A 19,105-nucleotide genomic window follows, 5' to 3' on the forward strand; every position below is an offset into this window, starting at 1 on the left:
CGTATTTCTTCGCCATCAGGGGAAGAGATGCGCCTTTCGAGGAGTATCTTATGCCTACCAAACGCAAACCCCGTAAATCCCAAACCAATCACGTTGATCTATACCAGCAGGTGACTGACAGAATCGTCGGTTCCATCGAGCGAGGTGTCTTGCCCTGGCGCAAGCCTTGGCGCGACAGTCAGAGATCATCAGAGTCACCTATACCATCCAACGCTGCGACTCATCGACGCTACAATGGCGTGAACATCATGCTGCTGTGGCTCTCGGCTGAGGAGCAAGGCTTTCAATCCAACCGCTGGCTAACATGGAAGCAGGCACAGGCGCTTGGCGGCCATGTTCGCAAGGGTGAGAAATCGACCATCGCAGTTTTCTTCAAGCCGTTTGAAGTAGAATCTACAGACAAGGCTGGCCAGAAGCGTGTAAACGCACAAGGGGAAACAGTGATGGAACAACGCATCATGCTGCGCAGCATCCCGCTGTTCAATGTGCAGCAGTGTGATGATTTGCCCGAGTCCTTATCAGTACCAACCGTCGCACTCGACTACCAGGAGGATGACGAGTTAGATGCTGATACACATGGGCAGATGATTGAAATCCTCAATGCAACCGGCGTTAAGATCACTTCACTTGAGCAGAACCGCGCGTATTACAATTCTGCAGCTGATCAAATTGTGTTGCCGAAAACGTCGCAGTTCTTTACCAGTGCAGATTACTGGTCAACTCTGCTGCATGAGCTGGTGCATTCAAGTGGGCATCACAAGCGCTTGAACCGTGAAGGCATTACTTCGACAACGCGTAAATTTGGTGATCCCATCTATGCGTTTGAGGAGCTGATTGCTGAACTGGGTAGTGCTTTTCTCTGCGCGCAGCTTGGTGTGTATGGCGAAGTGCAGCACGACAGCTATATCGATCATTGGTTGAAGATATTGAAGTCGGACAAGAAGGCGCTGTTCCGCGCTTGTCGTCAGGCTCGCGAGGCATCGGAATATTTGCTTCAGCCCCTTGGCGAACAAGTTGAAGAAGACGCAGCCTGAAACCAAACCATCCTCTTCTGAGGATGGTTTCTTTTTTTTGGGCGGCAATTTAATCGCATTTTCCAAAAATGATTTTAGGCTGTGATTACTTGCAGTCTGGAACGATAGTGCCTCCGATCTGGAGGTGAAACATGTTCCCAAAACTACAAAATAGATTCAGACGCAGCACCTTTCAGCCATCGTTGCCGGTTAAACGAGAAGACTACTTCACACCGCAAAACCATCAGCTGCTGCTGGGCACGCCATCGCGCCAGGCTCTGCTTAAGAAAATCTGGCAGAACTCGTTGCTGTCCAAATCCGCCTATGACGAATTTTGCCTGCAACCGCTTCAAACTTTGGCCGACCGTTATCAAAATTTGCCTGCAGTGCGTATCGCGGACTGGAATATCGAAGGTGGATTACTGGATCTCACTCTGCAGCTAATCGTTACCACGCTGCAGTTATCGAAAGGCATGGTGTTTCCTGCCAGTGCTGCACCTGAAGATCAGGCCGCGCAGTCCAGCCATTGGAACTGCGTCGTATTTTGGCTGGCTCTTTACCGGCACGTTCCCGAGTTACTTTGCATTGAAGCTGAACTGGAAGATGGCCAAATCTGGTATCCACTATCGAACGCGCCGGGTATGCAATATCGCTTCAAAGTGAACCCGCAACCCGAATTACCAACAAAAGACAACATTATCCGGCTGGCATTTGCTGCCTCAATGTTGCCTAAAAGCGCGATAAATTGGATGGAAAAACTGCCCAATGTGAGAGATTGCCTGTTTCTTGAACTGGCCGGAATTAATTCCGCAGAAAAGCAGGTCCATTTATTACTGAATAAAGCGCAACTGAATTCAGTGCCACGTGAATTACATTCCGTAGAAATAGTTCAGGAAAATGGGTCAGATTCATATGCGGAAAAAGTTAATGATCAACCCGCAGAAATCCCCGTGGAATGGTATAGCGAGACTACTCATGACGAATACATTAATCAGGGTGATGTTATTGAAAGTGGCTATTTAGCTACTGCTGAAATAGAAAATAGCCGCTACAGCTCTGAAAATATCGATCATGGTTCTGATATAGATAAGTTTTACATCCAGAATGGTAGTCAAGTTAGTGCGAATAATTCTGATAATGCACAAAACCAAGCCTACGGATCTTCTGAAAGTGATGAAAAATACGTCAACAAAGTTTACCTAACGCAGCGGCGTGATCCAGAATCGATCCCCGTCACACCTGAGAACACCTCACAGATTTCTAAGAAACAGATTGGCGAGGCGTTTTGGTCCTGGCTGGTTGAGGGTCTCGAAAAAGGAACGATAGCGTGCAATGAAGCAGATTCACGCGTGCAACTGGTCGCTGGTTTTGTTTTCCTGCTTGTACCGGGCATATTTTATCGATATCTGAAGCAAACCGGTCAGTCTGCTGATGAACGTGAAAACGTTCAGGCAGGGTTTGAAAGACTTAACCGACATCGGCGTAACAACGGCAAGCGTTTTACGTTTGCCACTCTCTACAACAGTGCCGACCGTAACGGCCCTTATAAACGTGTGAAAGGCTATCTGGTCAAATCCACGATGATCATCCGTAGTTCTGATGTGCCGGATGATAGTCAGTTCCTCGTGGTTCCCTGACGCTTTTCTGGAAGGTGTATGGAGGAGAGCTGCTGCCCAAAGGGTGGTATTTTAATTGCTGATCGAAGGAAAGGTTATGAGTCAGGTTGATAGCGATACAAGCTGGGATTCGTTGTTGGATGAATATTTTTTCGTAAAATTTCTTCGCCCCCATACGGAGTGGAGTTACCGAAAAGTAGTCAATGGTTTTAGGAAATATTATGGGCTTGATAGAACGCTCAGTGAGATAACTCGGCGCGATGTTCAGGAATGGCGACGGCATGTTATTAATGTGGAAGGTTCATCTGCCGTCACCTGGAATAACAAAGTAGCTCACATGCGTGCCATCATTAATTATGCCATGAAAGCGAACCTCATCCCTCAAACTGAAAACCCGTTTAATGAGGTTTTAGTCCGGGCTGATAACAAGCGTAAAAAAACATTATCTAAAACGCAGCTGACCCGTGTCTATCTTTTAATGCAGCAGCATGTTGATTTAGACACTGATCTTTCAATAGCTGAGATGAAGCGCTGTGCATTGCATCCGGCATGGTTCTGGACCACAGTTTTGGACACTTTGCGCTATACCGGCATGCGCATAAATCAATTGATGCATGTGAGGTTGATGGATATTAATCTTGAAGAAAACTGGATCGAGCTGCGCCTCGACGGCAGTAAAACGCACAGAGAGTGGCGTGTTCCAATTGTTGGTCCATTAAAACCTCAGCTGCAAATACTGATTAAGCGGGCAATTGAAAATGGTGCCGAATCAATTAGCGCTATTTTTGATGTTAATAGGTTCTTAGGTACTGAGAAAGATAGAGAAAATCTACCGCCGGTTGCCACACTACAGCCGGTAAAATCATTTTTTCGACGATTATCTAAAGAGTGCGGCTTTGCTGTTTCTCCCCATCGTTTCAGGCATACATTAGCGACTGAGCTTATGAAATCACCTGATCGAAATTTACAGATGGTTAAAGGATTGTTAGGGCATAGGAGTATTACCACGACGATGGGATATATCGATATTAATTTGGACGTGACATGTAGAACGCTGGAGTCTGAATTGGGTTTATATTTAGACAAGCATTCAATCAGATAAAAACTTTAGGCGCATTATACAATAAGTAATGCGCCTATTTATCTTTGGATTAAAAATTAAACTAATAGCCTGAATCGTCCATTTTGAACTCAAAAAATCGTTCGTGAATACTACTGCATTGCCTGGGATGGTATTGTTGGCTACTTCGTAATTTTATTCCGCTCTCGACGAAAACCCAATTAAATCAACGCCAACTCCCATTTTATTACATTATTAGAGCGGATTTACCATTTTGAAGTACACTTCAATTTACTAATCTGTATATGAAAATTAAGTGGTAGACGTTCATAAGTTATTAATCCTCCCAACGTGAACAATACACACATCATCACTTTATAGTGATGTACGTATACCCGCTGTACCAAAATGACGCTTTTTAACCTACCACTCCGGCTCGAAAGGCTACAAACCATTTGACGGGCTTAATTCTGTTGTAGCCAGCGCTGAACGCCCTTTGATGCAGAGTCAATTGCGCCTGCCAGATAGCCTGAGAACTGCGGCGACCATTCACTGGCAATACCCGTTATCTCGCCAGTCCATTCTCCCCTGGCGGGCAGTTGCTCAGGCACTGCGTGCCCGGCTTCCTGCAGGAGATCAAATTCCGTTGCAGTAAACGGATCGGCCGACCAGTCTTTTATATACTCAGCCTCAGGCTCTGCCGCATCCTGGCCAAATAAACGCACAAGTTGCTCCCGGCAGAGTCCTTTGAGCACAGCTTCAGTGACGGTCCGCCTCGATTTTGCCGGTACGCCAATAAAACCAAAAAGCACTATTTTACCCGAATCTGGCTCGGATACGTCGTGGATCTCAACCATTGGCCCCACGCGGCTCCCTGCATTCCCTGAAAGCTGTCGTGCATGCAAAAAGTCTGTTTTATATACAGCGACATATTTCGCATGGGGAGCCATCCATGTCGGGGTTCTCCGCCAGTTTGAAAGCAGTCGTTCCGGCATCGCCGGTTTGAAATCTATTTCAGCTGCCAGGGCAGGAGGCAAAGCGAGGAAAACATGCTCACCGTAAAACACGGCTTTATTACTGCCTTCTGACCGGGTATGGACCTGCACTTCCTTACCGGACCGGGAAACAGCCACCACCTGATGGCCGGTTTTAATCTTCTCAACCGGGATCTGATTTTTGAGTGCCGCCGTCAGCGCCTGCATTCCTCCCTTCAGCCTGAAAGACGCCGGGGAGCTCTCCCATGCCGGGTAGCGTTCGGGGGGAGTATTCAACTGGCGTTCGTAGAGCATGTCACCCGGACGGCCATGCGCTATTGTCGAAAGGTTGAGCCGATCAATCAGGTGCGCGAAGTCCGGCTGAATATCAGGCCAGAACCACGCTGCCCCCATATCTACAGGAAAACCTGCGGAGGTGCCCGCCAGTTCCAGGCCTGACAGCACGCGGCCGCCCGTTCTGTCACGGGCTTCAAGTATTGCATAATCCACGCCCGCTTTTTCAAGAAGCGTGGCGGCATAAAGGCCGCTTATGCCCGCACCAATAATAACAACGCTCTGCTTCAAAATGTCGCTCCGGTAAAGGTTATCGGGCTGAGATGTCCCGTTTTCAGATAAAAAAGTGCACCAGAGGCGGTGGCCATCAGAGCAGGCATATCGCCCGGTGGAAACCGCAGCCAGCTTCCTGCCTCATAGCACCCTTCCGGCGCGCCAAGTTGCCCTTTCAGAAGAAGGAGTTCTGCACCACCAACAAGCGGCGCCCAGAAGACTCGCTCGCCCGGAGCAAGCTTCTGGAGCAGAACGGTTTCAGAAGGACCGGAGAATAAGGAGCAGATTTGTCTTTGCGGCTGACCGTGCCAGTTAGCAGCCTCCTGCGTATTTATCCTGACCGGCTGGCGTTCATCGGCAGACATCTGACGCAGCTTGACGAAAATGGTTGTGCCGTCGCGGCTTGAGGGTTGGTGAGACGAACCGTCCGGACTGCGCAGATAACAGCCTGCAGAGTAATCGACACCGTTTTCGGTAAAAGTCCCGTCGAGCACCAGAATCTCTTCTCCGCCGGGATGGCTGTGTGCGGGAAATTCGGATCCGGGCGCGTACCTGACAAGGCTTGTTGCGCGCGCCTTCTCATGACCAATCCGGTCAAGCATTATGCGTTCAACGCCGGGCTGGGGTGAAGGTACCCACTGATAATCATCCGGAGTAATTATCGCACGCTGCGAAAAATCAGAATTCAGTAACATCATAGTTAGTGATTAGACGGCCCCATAAAGAGCCGTCTGCAGGCCTATTTGTTTGGCAGGTTATCGTACACATCCAGAGCACGCGCGGTATACGTCAGCGCTGCGCCGGTGTTCAGGTTAATGGCAACAGACAGCGCTTCGGCGATCTCTTCACGCGTCGCACCGTGCTTAACCGCAGCGTCCACGTGTACGGCCAGGCAGCCGTCACAGCGGGTGGTCACGGCTACGGCCAGCGCAATAAGCTCATGAGTTTTAGAGTCAAGGTGCTTGTTTTCAGATGCACCCTTATCCATCAGCTGAAAGCCTTTCATAAACTCAGGCTGCAGTTTGGCAAATTTACCGATGGTGGCGAGCAGACCACTGCGATATTCGTTCCAGTTTAAGAACATTCAAAACTCCGGTTTATTGTCTCAGGAATCATTAATTACATGACGTCGTAAATACATCCGTTTTAACAACCGGCCTGTAGTCACTGTCGTTGAAGGCGATTATCAGTAAGCCTGACAGCATCAACAAATCAGATAATCTTGCGGAGCAGAGAAGAAATTCTATGTCGTAGCTTGTCGAGAAATAACCATTACGCGCCCGGGATGACTGCCGAGGCGGCGTAATGCCTAAGGGGGACAGTTTATGAACGATCTAAGACGACATCCTGAAGAAGCCAGTCATGAAAAACTTTTACTTCATCACGCATGACTTTTTGCTGCGGGGTGACCAGATAATAGGACCATCTGAGCGGCCACCGATGGTCGGGATGCAGCTGAACCAGCTGCCCTGTTTCGATAAGGTTCTTCACCAGAGCATACCGGACAATAGCTACCCCCCTGCCGCTCAGGGCCGACAGGATGACTGCGGAGGTGGAATTAATATGCAGCCCGCTTTCCAGCGCTTCGGGTGCACCGACCGCCACCAGTACATCATCCCATGACGGAAAATCCGCCCCCGGATGCGGCGTGTCATCGTGTATAAGTTTTTGCGTGGCGAGCCATTCACTGCAGGCCATTTTCCCGGGTGGCATCAGACGCGGGCTGCAGACCAGCACGGCTTCTTCATCCATCAGCCAGGTTTTATTCACGCTTGGCCAGTCGCCCTGACCGCAGCGAATACCGATATCCGCTTCCCCGTGTGATACGTCCATCAGTTTTTCGGTGACGTTAAGCCGCAGATCGATACTTTCGTTAGCTTCTGAAAATCGGTTCAGGCGATCCATCAGCCAGTTCATCACCAGTACCTGAGATGCCGTCACCACCACCACCGAGCGCGACCGGCGACCGCGAAGCTTGTTTAGTCCGGTTTCAAGTTTGTCGAGTCCCTGCGTGATGTCCTGTAGCGCCTCCTGCGCTTCGTCAACCAGCGTCAGCCGCTCTTTTCCTGAGCGGGTGCGGTGAAGAAGCGGGTGCCCTACCCAGTCTTCCAGCGAGCGTACCAGCTGGCCAACTGCAGCGGGCGTAACGCCCAGCTCCTGTGCCGCGCCGGTAAAGCTGCCGTGCCTGGCGGTGGCTTCAAAAGCGTGCAGCCATTTAAGTCGGTTTAGCGATCGCATTATGGGCATCCTGATTCATAATTTTCCTCAGTATACGCCAGCGAGAAAGATTTTCTTTCCTGAGTCGCAATTTCTTCTCAGTCGTCAATCATACGCCCGGGTGGCATTCTGATTTCACACGATGAGGAGCACGCCTTTTCATTAATGACAACCATATGAATTCAAAGAGGTTAGCGATGAACGCATCTTTTGCTGGTAAAAAACTGTTAGTGGTCGGCGGTACAAGCGGTATGGGCTTCGAAACGGCGAAGCTGGTTCTGAAAAACGGTGGAAGCGTTGTGCTGGTTGGCAATCGTCAGGACAAAGCCGAGCAGGCCCGCCAGGCGCTGGCTGCGGACGGTCAGGTCTCCATCATCGTTGCCAACCTGATGAAAGAAGAAGGTATGCAGCACGTTGTTAATACTATCAATGCTGAACATAAAGATATCAGCCTGCTGGTGAATGCAGCCGGTGTGTTCTTCCCTAAACCTTTCGTCGACAATGAGATGTCCGACTACGACATGTATATGGACATTAACCGCGCGACCTTCTTCATTACCCGCGACGTGGTACGCAATATGGTCGAGGGCGGTATCAAAGGTTCAATCGTCAATATCGGTTCAATGTGGGCCCAGCAGGCTATTGGTGCTACTCCTTCTGCTGCATATTCGATGGCTAAAGCCGGTCTGCACGCGTTGACTAAAAACCTGGCCATTGAGCTCGGCGGAAACGGCATTCGTGTTAATGCGGTTTCTCCGGCCGTCGTACACACACCAATTTACGAAGGCTTCATTCCAAAAGACGATGTGAAGAATGTGATGAATAGCTTTGACAGCTTCCACCCGATCGGTCGCGTGGGTACGCCGGTCGATATCGCGGAAACCGTTGCCTTCCTGCTTTCTGACAAAACTGGCTGGGTCACCGGTGCTATCTGGGATATCGATGGCGGCGTGATGGCTGGCCGTAACGCCTGATGACCATGCCGCACGCGCTTACCCGCGTGCGGCACTGGAGTAATTATGCAAATCCAGACTGCGCATTATGACCTTGTCTCCACCTGGCAGGGTGGCATGGCCAGCCGGACGCTCTGCCAGTGCCTTTCCTCAGACAACGATCCGCCTGCACTGCAAAGTCACGTTATCGATTCCGATGAACCGGTTTCGCTGGGTGGCGAAGGGCTGGCTCCTGACCCTCAGGAGCTAATCCTTGCTGCGTTTAATGCCTGCATGATGGCTTCTTTTATTCAGGAAGCCAGAGCTGAGGGTTTCGTCCTTACCCATCTTGCAATACACACTGACGGGCACCTTCCGAAGAGTATACCGGCATTCGGCGGCAGAGCTGCGGAGGATGCTTCCGGCAGGCTTAAGTATGTCATCCACGTAAGCGGTGACGGCACGGTACATCAGCTTGAAGGGATTCATCAGCGAGTGATTAACGCTTCCCTGAACCGGTGGTTACTGGCCCAGAATATGCTGATCGAAGGTGACTTAGTACAGTGCTGACGCGGCTGGAGCGTTCTGCACATCTGTCTGGTGATAAAGAGACAGTGGAACCCGTTGCAACCGTTGTCGCCTGTAACAGGCGTGTCTCGTTTTCTTATCGTCCTCGCCATCTGATAATCCCCATTATTAACGGTGCAATTAATGAACAAAAAATATCGCGCTATGCAGATCGTTGCTCCCGGAGTGCTGGAAATGACAGAGCGGCCGATACCCGCGCCCGGTCCGGATGAGGTGCTCATCAGGATTGAAGCGTGCGGAGTATGCGGTGCCGATCTCCGGGACGCGGAAAAAGCGCCGCAGGAGGGCCAGCCGGGCCGTATACCGGGTCATGAAATCGTCGGATTTATTGCCCGGAAGGGGGACAGCGTGCCCGATATCTGGCAAACCGGTCAGCGGGTAGGAATCGGGCGACTGGGCGGGTACTGTCAGCACTGCAGGCCCTGCCGCAGCGGACTGTTTCATCTCTGTGAAAACCAACTGACGCCGGGTCTCAGCTGCGATGGCGGCTACGCAGAGTACGTTGTCATGCGCCATACCGCGCTGATAGCCATACCCTCAGCGCTCTCTTCCGTGAATGCCGCACCCATCCTTTGCGCCGGTACCGCTACTTTCAACGCGCTGCGTAATTCTGGCGCCAGGGCAGGCGACCGGGTGGTGGTTCTCGGAATGGGGGGGCTTGGCCACATGGCCGTTCAGTACGCCTGTAAAATGGGTTTGGAGGTGACTGTGATTGCGCGGGGGAGTGAAAAAGAGCGAGCGGCCTTTGAGCTGGGTGCGCATCACTACATTGATGCACTCGAGGAAAACGCACCAGAGCGCCTGAAAAACAACGGGGGTGTGGATTTTATTGTGGCAACGGCACCGGCTTCAGATACGGTTTCAACCCTCCTGTCCGCCCTGGCCCCACGGGGAAAAGCGATACTGCTGGGTACCGGACAAACGCCGCTGCAGATCACGCCTGGTATGATGATCGGCGCTGAACGTACCCTGACAGGATCCTTCGTCAGCACACCAGTGCAGACTGAGCGCGCACTGCAGTTCAGCCACCTCTTTCAGGCTTTACCCGTTACAGAACCGCTGACCTTTGAGCGTGCAAACGAGGCTCTCAACAGACTCAGGATGGGTCAGGTCCGCTACCGGATAGTACTCACCATGAATCAGGATAATTAATCACATGTCCGCAGAACATTTCCTGCCTGTAGCAGAGCAGAAAAATAATATTATTCGTCTATCGGCCGCTCAGGCTCTCGCTGGCGCTAACTCGGTGGTCTTCTACGCCACGGGCGCCATTGTCGGCAACACTATTGCTCCCAGCGGCGCGCTGGCAACGTTGCCCATCACCATGTTTGTTATAGGAATGGCGGCCTGCATCCTGCCATTAGGCGCACTGGCGCGAAAGAAGGGTCGTAAGGCCGCATTCATGGTCGGCACCGGAGCGGGCGTTATTACCGGCCTGGCTGCTGCCCTCGCCGTCGTCGTTGGCTCATTCCTGTTATTTTGCATTGCTGCATTTTTGGGTGGTGCATATGCAGCCGTTGCGCTCAGCTTTCGTTTTGCCGCTACGGATGGCGTCACGCCCGAACGCCGCGCCCGGGCTCTGTCGCTGGTTATGGGGGGCGGAGTAATTGCTGGTGTGGTTGGTCCTATGCTGGTTTCAGGAACGATGCACCTCTGGTCGCCTCATACCTTCGCCGTCACATTTCTCGCTCAGGCTATCGTAGCCGTCATTTCGGCATTCATACTCAAAGGCGTCAAAACTGCGGAACCGGTCGGTGCGATAAAAACGGATGGACGGCCTTTACGCGAAATTGTTCGTCAGCCTGGATTTGCCAGAACAGTGTTCAGCGGTGCGGTAACCTATATGGTGATGAACTTCCTGATGACGGCAGCACCACTCTCGATGCATATGCACGGCATTTCTCAGCAGGCGTCCAATCTCGGCATCCAGTGGCATGTTATTGCCATGTACGGTCCGGGTTTTTTCACCGGCAAATTAATTCACCGCTTTGGCGCCATGCGTATTGCCGCTGCGGGTCTGCTTATCACTGGATGCTCTGTCCTGATCGGCCTCGGTGGAACCGATATTTTCCACTACTGGCTTTCGCTGATTCTGCTGGGTCTGGGCTGGAATTTTGGCTTCACCGGCGCATCGGCGAAGATCATTGAATATCACAGTCCCGATGAGAAAACCCAGGTCCAGTCCCTGAACGATTTTGTGGTGTTCGGGGTGATGATCGTTGGATCATTTTCTTCAGGTGCTCTGCTCAGTCTTTACGGCTGGAACGCCGTGCTGTGGGGATCCTTAATTCCCATCGGGCTAGCATTTTTAGCTATTGTTAACGAGTTGCGGGCAAAACAGCAGAATAAATTCAGCTTCTGAGGCAGTTTTATCTGCTGCCTGGAAGCAAGTTATGTTGATGTAAAAGGTATCTAAAGCCCAAAGTCCAGAAGCATGATTTTGGGCATACTTGTCTCTTGTTCATTTTACCCACATTAAAGGAGGCAAGAAGCCTCCTTTATAAGGTAATGGCTTAATCAGGATTGAATTTTTAAATTTCTTCCTGCGCAGACACCAAAAATAACCATAACTAAAGAAAGAAGCACGCCAATATACAGGACTTCTGACCAGTTCCCGGTTAATGTATGTATTCTGCCCGCAACGGCAGGACCAAAAGCACCTATTAAAAAGTTAACGCATTGGGCCATGCCAGATAGTGAGGCGGCCTGCTGAGGGTTGGTACTTCTCAGTCCGATAAACATCAGGGACAGTATAAGAGCTCCCCCGCTCCCCATACCAAACATAAATGCCCATGCATAAGAAAGATCAGGAATCAAAGCGAATCCAAGCAGCGCTACGCACTGGAAGAGGCATAATACAGCTGCAATAAATTTCTGATCTTTTCTTTTGGCAACTATTGATCCCAGTACCAGGCCCGGCAATATCGAAGCGCACTGCATGAAACCATGTATTGATCCTGCAGTTTCTTTAGAATTTCCCACATCGGTTAAAACGGAGGGGAGCCAAGTCACAATTGCGTAAAATATTATTGAGTTGAGGGACATAAATATAGTGACCTGCCAGGCCAGCCATGAACTCCAAACGCTTTTTCCTTTCTTCATCGGCGTAGCCACGGCGCCAGCCTGCTTACCAGATTTATTTAGTCTGCTATACAGCAGTGCTAAGCCCAGAACAGGAAAAATTAATGTGCACGCCAGAGCTACTTGCCACCCGAATCTGTTCATTAAAGGTATTGCAGTTGCTGAAGTCACAGCAGCAGAAACCCCGATCGCCACACCATACTTACCCGTTATATTGGCAACTTTATCTGAAAAATCGCGCTTTACCATCCCAGGGAGCAGAACGTTACCAACGGCAATGCTAACGCCTATAAGTAACGTACCGCTATAAAGCTGCCACTCCTGCCCCATAGAGCGAAGAATAATCCCTGACACCATGATTAAGAGTGCAAAAAATATAGTTTTTTCAAATCCAAATACTCTGGCAAGGTTTCCAGCAAACGGAGCGATCAGCCCTAATGCTACTAATGGCAACGTTGTTAAAAAGCCAGCCATTGTTGTAGTGAGATTAAATTGCGACTGTAAGGTTTGAATCAAAGGTCCTACACCTAATATAGGTGCACGTAATGTTGTAGCAATTACAAGGATTACAGCGGTAAGCAATACAGGATGTACCATGCCTGACGGGACATCTAATTTGGTTTTCATGATTGGTCTCATTTCCAAGTTTGAAAACTAAAGATAGCTTTTTGGATATTTGTAGGATATAGATATTATGACTACTTATACCTAAAAAAGGACAATATTGTTCATGATCCATCCAATTATGCCGCTGGAATGGAATTTCGATGAAGCGGAGACTTTCGGTCCTGTGGCTGGCATGAAAATCCAAGCTTCTGATAAAGAGGGATTTCCTTTACATAAACATCCTCAGGGGCAGCTTGTCATATCCTTAAAAGGAGCGGTGTCATGTGAAGTTGCTCACGAGTTATGGGCCGTTCCGCCACAATGTGGCGTTTGGATCCCCTCTAATACTCCTCACAGTATAAGCACGACTTCTGAAGCTAAATTATGCATGTTATACATCAGGCCAGAATCATCAACTTTGCCCGATAAATGCTGCACAATTGCAATTTCCCCACTTGTGCGTGAACTTATTTTAGATATTACAGATCAACCCTCAGAATATTCAGAAAACAGCTTAACTTATCGCAAAGCTTCAATTCTTCTGGAAGAACTCGCCACAATGCCTGTGGAGAATTTTTGCCTGCCCATTTCTGATGATCCAAGGCTATATAAAATGTTAAAAACCCTCGCGGATAATCCCGATGACCGTCGCACGCTTTCTGCTTGGAGTAGCACGCTTGCAATGAGCCACAGAACACTTGCAAGGTTAATAGTAAAGGAAACAGGCCTGACATTTGGTAGATGGCGGCAGCAACTTCATCTGGTAATTGCGTTGAGACAACTTGCCGCAGGAGAGTCGGTCCAAAATGTAGCTGGCCAATTAGGTTATGATTCGGTCAATGCATTTATCACTATGTTTAAGAAATTCACAGGAAAGTCGCCGGGTAAATACTTTCAATGAACGATTTCATCCTCGTCTGTTATAAAACATCCTCATACCATCACCCGATTTTACAAGCGTTAATAGCGCAAATGATACTTGGAGGAATGAGAATATGAGCATCTTCTGCTAACCAAAATAGAGGATAAGAGCGTCTGATGAGAATGGGCCAATAAACCTTACGCTAAATACTATAAGCCATTGAGTGACTGCATTCATGTTTTTCGTTGGCTCGACGAAAAATAACTATGCTGGCTGATGCTGCCGATGAAGGTATAATATCATTAAAAAAATTACCTTCTGACTTTAATTAATAAAAACTTTTTAATATCAATGTATAATATCACCCGCAAAAATGCTTGCGGGTGATATTTATTCTACATTTAAAACTTATAAGTCAGAGATGCAAAGATCGACCTTCCTGTACCATACGCTCCCTGATCATAAAAACCCAGAACGCTGTAATATTGTTTATCAAACAAATTGGCAATATTAACCTGCGCAGTTAGTGCGTCACTAATATCGTAACGAGCATATAAATCTACTAATGAGTATGACCCTTGGTTAATTCGGACATCCTTATCGTTGTAGCTGATGTCAGTATAAGTTCTGTTCTGCCACCTCAGACCACCACCTACGCTAAGTCTGTTGTTAAAGGTAGCCGGTTTATACGAGGTAAAAGCTTTAACCGTTGTGCGAGGTAACTGCGTATTGATGCTGCTGTTGTCGGCAGTGTCCATGACGTAACGTGTATAACCTAAACTAACATCCCATCCTGGCATCAGGGTACCGTTCGTTTCAATTTCGAATCCTTTGCTAATGGCTTTATTAGATGCAACATAAGCCTGATCCGAAGAGTTATTTACATAATTCGAACCATCAGCAACGGCAATGTTAGATTGTTCAGTGCGGAAAATGGTGAATGATGACGTGAATTTATCGTCCAGCGTTGACGCTTTAACTCCTGCTTCATAGTTTTTGCCATCCAGCGGCTTAAGGTATGAGCCATCTTGATTACGATATGTCTGAGGGCTAAAAATACCAGAATAGCTGGTATATAACGAATAGTAATCGTTGATATCATAAACAATGCCCGCGTAAGGTGTTACCTTACTTTGCGTAGTGCTATCTGAACCAGTTGTTCTCCAGTCAGTGAAACGTCCACCTAAAATAAGCTTGGTCTGATCTGTTAGATTTAGTCTGCTGGTTGCATACAAGCTGCGTTGATAAATACTCTCAGTGCCCTCATCATGGTAGGGTCCCCAATCAGGCTCAGCGACATCACCATTAAATGAATAGATATTTTCAACAATGATTTTTTTTCGATCGGTTCCGTATGAGTGATTTCTTTGACGACTAGCACTGGTCCCAATAACTAATTCGTGTTCTCTATTAAAGAGTTCAAACGGGCCCTTAGCATACGCATCAGCTGAATAAACCCTGCGAGACGAAAGATATTTAGCTGAAGTATAAGTTACGTTTCCTGTTGACGCATCAGGTGAATCACTAAACGACGCAAGTTTCTCATCTGCTTTAGTTTCTGAATAAGAGCTGTTTAACTTGAATTCCCATCCGTTATCAAAGAAATGATCAAGAGAAATAAAAACGCGGTTATTGGTTGATAGCCAGTGCGTCCAGTCTGGGGCGGTGTTAAATGATCGAGGCCAGTTTATACGATTCCCCGCAGAATCAAGATAGGACCATCCTCCCCATGTCGAGGCACCAGGCTTAGATTTCTGATAATCATATCCGATACTCAGTACAGTATTCGTACCCAAATTGGCATCGATCACACCGTAAAAAAGCTGATTTTTTTTATTGTATCTATCTAATTGTGAGTCTGCATCCTGGAGGGTTGTGATGAAACGCCCCCGAATATCGCCATCTTCAGATAATGGAGTGCTGACATCTAAGGTAGTGCGATATTGATTCCATGATCCGACACCTGCACTTACTGAGCCAGTAAACTCTCTGCTTACAGCATGTTTTCTTACCATATTCACAGTTGCGGAAGGGTTTCCCGTGCCTGTAAGCAAGCCATTTGCTCCTCTGACAACTTCCACACGATCATAAATGGATAGGTCCATATTTGTATCGAGATATGAACTTATTGAGCCTGTTGTAGTAGGCAATCCATCATAGGAAAGATTATCAATACGATATCCACGCGACCAGTAAGTATAACGTTCAGAATCATAACTGCTTTCAGATATTCCTGTCGTATTTTTAAGGGCATCACCAATTGATTGCATGTTCTGATCTTGTATACGTGCAGGTGTTATAATTGAAACTGATTGTGGCGTTTCTTTAATGGATAAATCCAGTTTTGTTGCGGCCGTAGACTTGTCAACCGTGTAGTTTCCCGAAGATTCTCCAGTAACAGTTAAAGTATCGTTACTATTTTCCGCATAAGTATAGGAGCCAAATGAAATCAGGCTTAATACACACGAGGCTTTGATTAAATTACAATTTATAGCTATTATTCTTCTCAACGCTAAATTCCTTATGATTTATAGCAAGCATAAATATTTTGCACATTCTTAAATGTGATATTTAACTAAAGCATCACCTACATATAATTTAATTAATATTTAGTTTTTGCATGGCTGCAATATAAATATTTATTCATTCTCAATTAAATTTCAGGTGCGCTCTGGAGCACACTTTTCGCTTAAAAACAAATGATAATCATTCCCATAATCTATTTATTGGAAGCGATTCCTGATGTCGCGTTATCGACAAACTATATCGATAACGCGACAAATCAGCAGCCTGAAGCTGAGAAATGACTGAAGGTTCATTCAAGAGGTGTTGTTTTTTGGGGCACACTTGTACCCGACAAATAGGTAATTGAAGTGAAGGACGTCGCACGTGCATTCATCGTACAGCTTAATTTAGTACTTCATCTTCCTCATTAGTGATTAATGATTTCAGACGTATGGTGCAGAGCGTCATAGTAAAAATAACGCGCTGCACCCATTCAATTAACTCTGTCCCGGATAAGATAGGTAGCTCATTCCGGTGATCCATTCAGGCACGGATTCATACGCCACATAATCTGGTCGCGCGCCTTTCATTGCCCCCATAAGTGCAACCCAATTGAGTGCTTCGTGTCCTCCATGACCACCGCGTTCTTCCACCTCTGCGTAGGTCAAAGCACGCATGTATTCAACATCACCAGCTTCAAAACGCTCAAGCATTTCCCGGTCCCACTCTTCATTGACAAGTGGGTGACTTTTGCCGAGTGGCCATTCCATTTTGCTCATCATATCGATTTCATACTGCGCAAAATCAGTATAAAGAGAAGGATCGTTGACCAAGGCTTCTTTACCGATGGTTTGATAGACTTTCATGCGTTGCAGCAGTTCGTCATCTTCCGGTGCGCCTTCAGTCCAAACTGGCGGCCAGTGCGACAATCCACCTGTTGCCAGGAAATGAACATGGTAGTCATCTGGCAGCGAATCAACTATCTCACGGACTTTAAGGCCCAGGTCATAAGCACGTGAATAAGGCATCAGCGGAGGTGAGAACACATTGATATAGACTGGTACGACGGGAATATTGAACTCAGGATTAATAAAATGAAGTGGCATCATGAGATTGTTACCATACTCAATGGCACCCATCCGTGTTGCTTCAAAACCGCCATGGATAAGCTTTTCGAGCAGTGTCGTTGCTATTTCTGCGTTACTGGCAATACTATGCTGCTTATCAAACTTTAAAGCTTCCATCATATATTCGGCTGGACCAATGTTGGCATCACTAATTGGCACAGCCAACGTTGGCATTAAATTACGGAAGTTGTTTTCGAAATGGTCATCAAGAAAGGCGATGATGAGATTAGGTTTAGTATCATCGATGCATTTTTTTAAACGGCCATGAATATCTGCGAGTCTTTGGCGTTGTTCAACAGATGGAGCATCTGCCCAGCCTAGAGCACCTGGTACATGGGACATGCTGATAGCACTAACAATCTTAGCCATTTTGTTACCTCAATAATTTAGTGTTTTCCGCTATCGGAAATGAACGTCGGAAAGAGCCCTTTTCCACATTAAGCGGAAAAGGCTCATTATTAAATTAAGAACAACAACCCTAAGAGACTTAATTTAATCAGAAAACATTACCAACTAGACTATCGTATTAGTCAGCTCACCAATTTCCCTCATCGACACAGTGACTTCATCACCCTTCGATAAATATTTAGGCGGATTGAAACCCAAGCCAACACCGGCAGGTGTTCCAGTGGCAATGACATCACCAGGTAATAAAGTAATGTTTTGCCCAATTGTTTTAATCAACTCAGGAATGTTGAAAATTAAGTCGGAAATAGAAGCTTCCTGGCGTTTTTCACTGTTAACTGTGCAAACAATCTTTTGCTCAGAAGGATGCCCGAATTCATCCGCTGTTATAATCACAGGGCCCATTGGACAGAAGCCATCAATACCTTTGCCAAGAATCCATTGGCTGTGCTGTTTTTGCAAGTGACGTGAAGTTAAATCATTCACCAGCGTATAGCCAAAGACATATGACATTGGATCATCTGACTCTTTCACACGCCCTTTCTTACCCAGGACTACTGCCAGTTCCGCTTCGTAATCTATAGTGTTGTAAGGATCCAGAGTACTATCAATACTGTCACCGGGTCCGCTGATCGAGGTAGACGGTTTGGTAAAGATAATCGGATGCGATGGCACATTTCCAGCTGCAGCGCTTGAGTCGTAACCGCTGTTACCAAACTCTTCTGCATGGGCATAATAATTTTTCCCGACACAGAAAATATTACGGCGGGTTTCGGGAATGGGCGCAAGCAACGTAACATCGCTCAGGTTAATGTCTGCCGAATGATTTCTTTCACTACAAAGCTCAAGTTCTACCTTCAGCTCTGAATATCGCTCGATGAGCACATTCATATCATTGGTTTTGACAATGCCTGATATGTCTACAATTTTTCCGCTTTTATTGATAAGGCCAATCTTTTTTTCACCTGACAGAATATAAGTCAACAGTTTCATACATCACCTTTTAATAAAAACATTTTAATCACGAGCACGCGCTATCGCTTCGACTTCAAGCAGAAAATCTTCTTTTACCAAGCGGTCCACTACCAATAAAGTATTTGGTGCATAATCAGAGGTTGCAAAGACTTTAGGAAAGAGTTCTTTTCGTTTCAACATAAACTTTTCAATATGCTGAGAAGCAACCAAATACGTTGTAAATTTAGCGATATCATTAAAATCACATCCTACTGCTTTAAGTACATCACTCAGGTTTTTGAAGACCTGATCAAATTGCGCGTCAAAATCGCCTTTTCCCACCACGCTTCCGTCCAAGCCAACGGACAGCTGTCCGGAAATAAAATAGAGATCGCCTGCACGGACTTTCGTCAGACTGGAATATAATCCCTGTGCGGGGCTGATGTTTTCAGGGTTAAGATATTCAACTTTATCAGTCACAATATAATCCTTCATTTCTAGGGTTTAATTAACAACTCAAAAATGGGCAACAGAACTCCCTCAGGGTAATATCCTGTAAGATTCAATTGCACACTTTGCTACAAAGATTCAGAGCCGG

General features: G+C 47.3%; 17 protein-coding genes. 8 read left to right on the top strand and 9 right to left on the bottom strand.

Going from position 1 to position 19,105, the window contains the following annotated elements:
- Positions 1 to 50 precede the first annotated feature (50 nt).
- From AC6I8I_RS16080 to AC6I8I_RS16090, 3 genes are all read left to right on the top strand, one after another.
- Entirely contained in the window at positions 51 to 1,034 is a 984-nt protein-coding gene (locus tag AC6I8I_RS16080; protein WP_497817976.1) for an ArdC family protein, read from the top strand.
- Positions 1,035 to 1,165: 131 nt separating this feature from the next.
- Positions 1,166 to 2,650, top strand: a complete 1,485-nt coding sequence (locus AC6I8I_RS16085) for a TraI domain-containing protein (RefSeq protein ID WP_497817977.1) — start codon at positions 1,166 to 1,168, stop codon at positions 2,648 to 2,650.
- A gap of 76 nt (positions 2,651 to 2,726) precedes the next feature.
- Positions 2,727 to 3,731 (top strand): tyrosine-type recombinase/integrase, encoded by a 1,005-nt coding sequence (locus tag AC6I8I_RS16090; RefSeq protein WP_497817978.1) that lies wholly within the window; start codon positions 2,727 to 2,729, stop codon positions 3,729 to 3,731.
- Between the two features lie 422 nt (positions 3,732 to 4,153).
- Here AC6I8I_RS16090 and AC6I8I_RS16095 read toward each other — a convergent pair whose 3' ends face one another.
- The 4 genes from AC6I8I_RS16095 to AC6I8I_RS16110 all read right to left on the bottom strand — a co-directional run bounded on the left by AC6I8I_RS16095 (position 4,154) and on the right by AC6I8I_RS16110 (position 7,468).
- Positions 4,154 to 5,248, bottom strand: coding sequence for a flavin monoamine oxidase family protein (locus tag AC6I8I_RS16095; RefSeq protein ID WP_497828067.1), 1,095 nt, complete (start codon positions 5,246 to 5,248; stop codon positions 4,154 to 4,156).
- Complete coding sequence (locus AC6I8I_RS16100) at positions 5,245 to 5,928, bottom strand: cupin domain-containing protein (RefSeq protein WP_497817980.1); 684 nt, start codon at positions 5,926 to 5,928, stop codon at positions 5,245 to 5,247. Before AC6I8I_RS16100 ends, AC6I8I_RS16095 begins: the two co-directional genes overlap by 4 nt.
- Before the next feature lie 41 nt (positions 5,929 to 5,969).
- Entirely contained in the window at positions 5,970 to 6,314 is a 345-nt protein-coding gene (locus AC6I8I_RS16105; RefSeq protein ID WP_497817981.1) for a carboxymuconolactone decarboxylase family protein, read from the bottom strand.
- A 239-nt stretch (positions 6,315 to 6,553) separates the two neighbouring features.
- On the bottom strand, positions 6,554 to 7,468 hold the full coding sequence (locus AC6I8I_RS16110; RefSeq protein ID WP_497817982.1) for a LysR substrate-binding domain-containing protein: 915 nt from the start codon (positions 7,466 to 7,468) through the stop codon (positions 6,554 to 6,556).
- 176 nt (positions 7,469 to 7,644) lie between these two features.
- On the opposite strand from AC6I8I_RS16110, the gene AC6I8I_RS16115 reads away from it, so the two are divergent.
- The 4 genes from AC6I8I_RS16115 (at position 7,645) to AC6I8I_RS16130 (ending at position 11,329) form a co-directional block, all read left to right on the top strand.
- A complete protein-coding gene (locus AC6I8I_RS16115; RefSeq protein ID WP_497828068.1) occupies positions 7,645 to 8,421 on the top strand; it encodes an SDR family NAD(P)-dependent oxidoreductase in 777 nt (258 codons plus the stop codon).
- 45 nt (positions 8,422 to 8,466) lie between these two features.
- Positions 8,467 to 8,949, top strand: coding sequence for an OsmC family protein (locus AC6I8I_RS16120; protein ID WP_058959237.1), 483 nt, complete (start codon positions 8,467 to 8,469; stop codon positions 8,947 to 8,949).
- A gap of 141 nt (positions 8,950 to 9,090) precedes the next feature.
- Positions 9,091 to 10,119, top strand: coding sequence for an alcohol dehydrogenase catalytic domain-containing protein (locus AC6I8I_RS16125; RefSeq protein ID WP_497817984.1), 1,029 nt, complete (start codon positions 9,091 to 9,093; stop codon positions 10,117 to 10,119).
- Positions 10,120 to 10,123: 4 nt separating this feature from the next.
- Positions 10,124 to 11,329, top strand: coding sequence for an MFS transporter (locus AC6I8I_RS16130; protein WP_497817985.1), 1,206 nt, complete (start codon positions 10,124 to 10,126; stop codon positions 11,327 to 11,329).
- A gap of 155 nt (positions 11,330 to 11,484) precedes the next feature.
- Here the strand turns inward: AC6I8I_RS16130 and AC6I8I_RS16135 are convergent, their stop codons facing one another.
- Positions 11,485 to 12,675 carry an MFS transporter gene (locus AC6I8I_RS16135; RefSeq protein ID WP_497817986.1) on the bottom strand — a complete coding sequence of 397 codons (1,191 nt, stop codon included), beginning with the start codon at positions 12,673 to 12,675 and terminating at the stop codon, positions 11,485 to 11,487.
- Between the two features lie 103 nt (positions 12,676 to 12,778).
- Here AC6I8I_RS16135 and AC6I8I_RS16140 point away from each other — a divergent pair, with 103 nt between their 5' ends.
- Positions 12,779 to 13,555 (top strand): AraC family transcriptional regulator, encoded by a 777-nt coding sequence (locus tag AC6I8I_RS16140; RefSeq protein ID WP_497828069.1) that lies wholly within the window; start codon positions 12,779 to 12,781, stop codon positions 13,553 to 13,555.
- Positions 13,556 to 13,917: 362 nt separating this feature from the next.
- Here the strand turns inward: AC6I8I_RS16140 and fhuE are convergent, their stop codons facing one another.
- The 4 genes from fhuE to AC6I8I_RS16160 form a co-directional block, all read right to left on the bottom strand.
- The gene (gene fhuE / locus AC6I8I_RS16145) at positions 13,918 to 16,026 is read right to left on the bottom strand and encodes a ferric-rhodotorulic acid/ferric-coprogen receptor FhuE (protein WP_497817989.1); all 2,109 of its coding nucleotides are present in this window, start codon (positions 16,024 to 16,026) and stop codon (positions 13,918 to 13,920) included.
- A gap of 492 nt (positions 16,027 to 16,518) precedes the next feature.
- Positions 16,519 to 17,517 (bottom strand): DODA-type extradiol aromatic ring-opening family dioxygenase, encoded by a 999-nt coding sequence (locus AC6I8I_RS16150; RefSeq protein ID WP_058959231.1) that lies wholly within the window; start codon positions 17,515 to 17,517, stop codon positions 16,519 to 16,521.
- Positions 17,518 to 17,661: 144 nt separating this feature from the next.
- Complete coding sequence (locus AC6I8I_RS16155) at positions 17,662 to 18,546, bottom strand: fumarylacetoacetate hydrolase family protein (protein ID WP_497828070.1); 885 nt, start codon at positions 18,544 to 18,546, stop codon at positions 17,662 to 17,664.
- A gap of 24 nt (positions 18,547 to 18,570) precedes the next feature.
- Positions 18,571 to 18,987: a RidA family protein gene (locus tag AC6I8I_RS16160; RefSeq protein ID WP_153012250.1), complete on the bottom strand. Its 417-nt coding sequence runs from the start codon at positions 18,985 to 18,987 to the stop codon at positions 18,571 to 18,573.
- Between the last annotated feature and the right edge of the window lie 118 nt (positions 18,988 to 19,105).

This window comes from Pantoea sp. X-Soil-YNGN-775 (genome assembly GCF_059730575.1).

What these genes read in the sequence shown, in the direction of transcription:
- AC6I8I_RS16080 (WP_497817976.1), top strand. Translation starts at nt 51, where the DNA reads ATGCCTACCAAACGCAAACCCCGTAAATCCCAAACCAATCACGTTGAT.
- AC6I8I_RS16085 (WP_497817977.1), top strand. Translation starts at nt 1,166, where the DNA reads ATGTTCCCAAAACTACAAAATAGATTCAGACGCAGCACCTTTCAGCCA.
- AC6I8I_RS16090 (WP_497817978.1), top strand. Translation starts at nt 2,727, where the DNA reads ATGAGTCAGGTTGATAGCGATACAAGCTGGGATTCGTTGTTGGATGAA.
- AC6I8I_RS16100 (WP_497817980.1), bottom strand. Translation starts at nt 5,928, where the DNA reads ATGATGTTACTGAATTCTGATTTTTCGCAGCGTGCGATAATTACTCCG.
- AC6I8I_RS16105 (WP_497817981.1), bottom strand. Translation starts at nt 6,314, where the DNA reads ATGTTCTTAAACTGGAACGAATATCGCAGTGGTCTGCTCGCCACCATC.
- AC6I8I_RS16110 (WP_497817982.1), bottom strand. Translation starts at nt 7,468, where the DNA reads ATGCGATCGCTAAACCGACTTAAATGGCTGCACGCTTTTGAAGCCACC.
- AC6I8I_RS16115 (WP_497828068.1), top strand. Translation starts at nt 7,645, where the DNA reads ATGAACGCATCTTTTGCTGGTAAAAAACTGTTAGTGGTCGGCGGTACA.
- AC6I8I_RS16120 (WP_058959237.1), top strand. Translation starts at nt 8,467, where the DNA reads ATGCAAATCCAGACTGCGCATTATGACCTTGTCTCCACCTGGCAGGGT.
- AC6I8I_RS16125 (WP_497817984.1), top strand. Translation starts at nt 9,091, where the DNA reads ATGAACAAAAAATATCGCGCTATGCAGATCGTTGCTCCCGGAGTGCTG.
- AC6I8I_RS16130 (WP_497817985.1), top strand. Translation starts at nt 10,124, where the DNA reads ATGTCCGCAGAACATTTCCTGCCTGTAGCAGAGCAGAAAAATAATATT.
- AC6I8I_RS16135 (WP_497817986.1), bottom strand. Translation starts at nt 12,675, where the DNA reads ATGAAAACCAAATTAGATGTCCCGTCAGGCATGGTACATCCTGTATTG.
- AC6I8I_RS16140 (WP_497828069.1), top strand. Translation starts at nt 12,779, where the DNA reads ATGATCCATCCAATTATGCCGCTGGAATGGAATTTCGATGAAGCGGAG.
- AC6I8I_RS16150 (WP_058959231.1), bottom strand. Translation starts at nt 17,517, where the DNA reads ATGGCTAAGATTGTTAGTGCTATCAGCATGTCCCATGTACCAGGTGCT.
- AC6I8I_RS16155 (WP_497828070.1), bottom strand. Translation starts at nt 18,546, where the DNA reads ATGAAACTGTTGACTTATATTCTGTCAGGTGAAAAAAAGATTGGCCTT.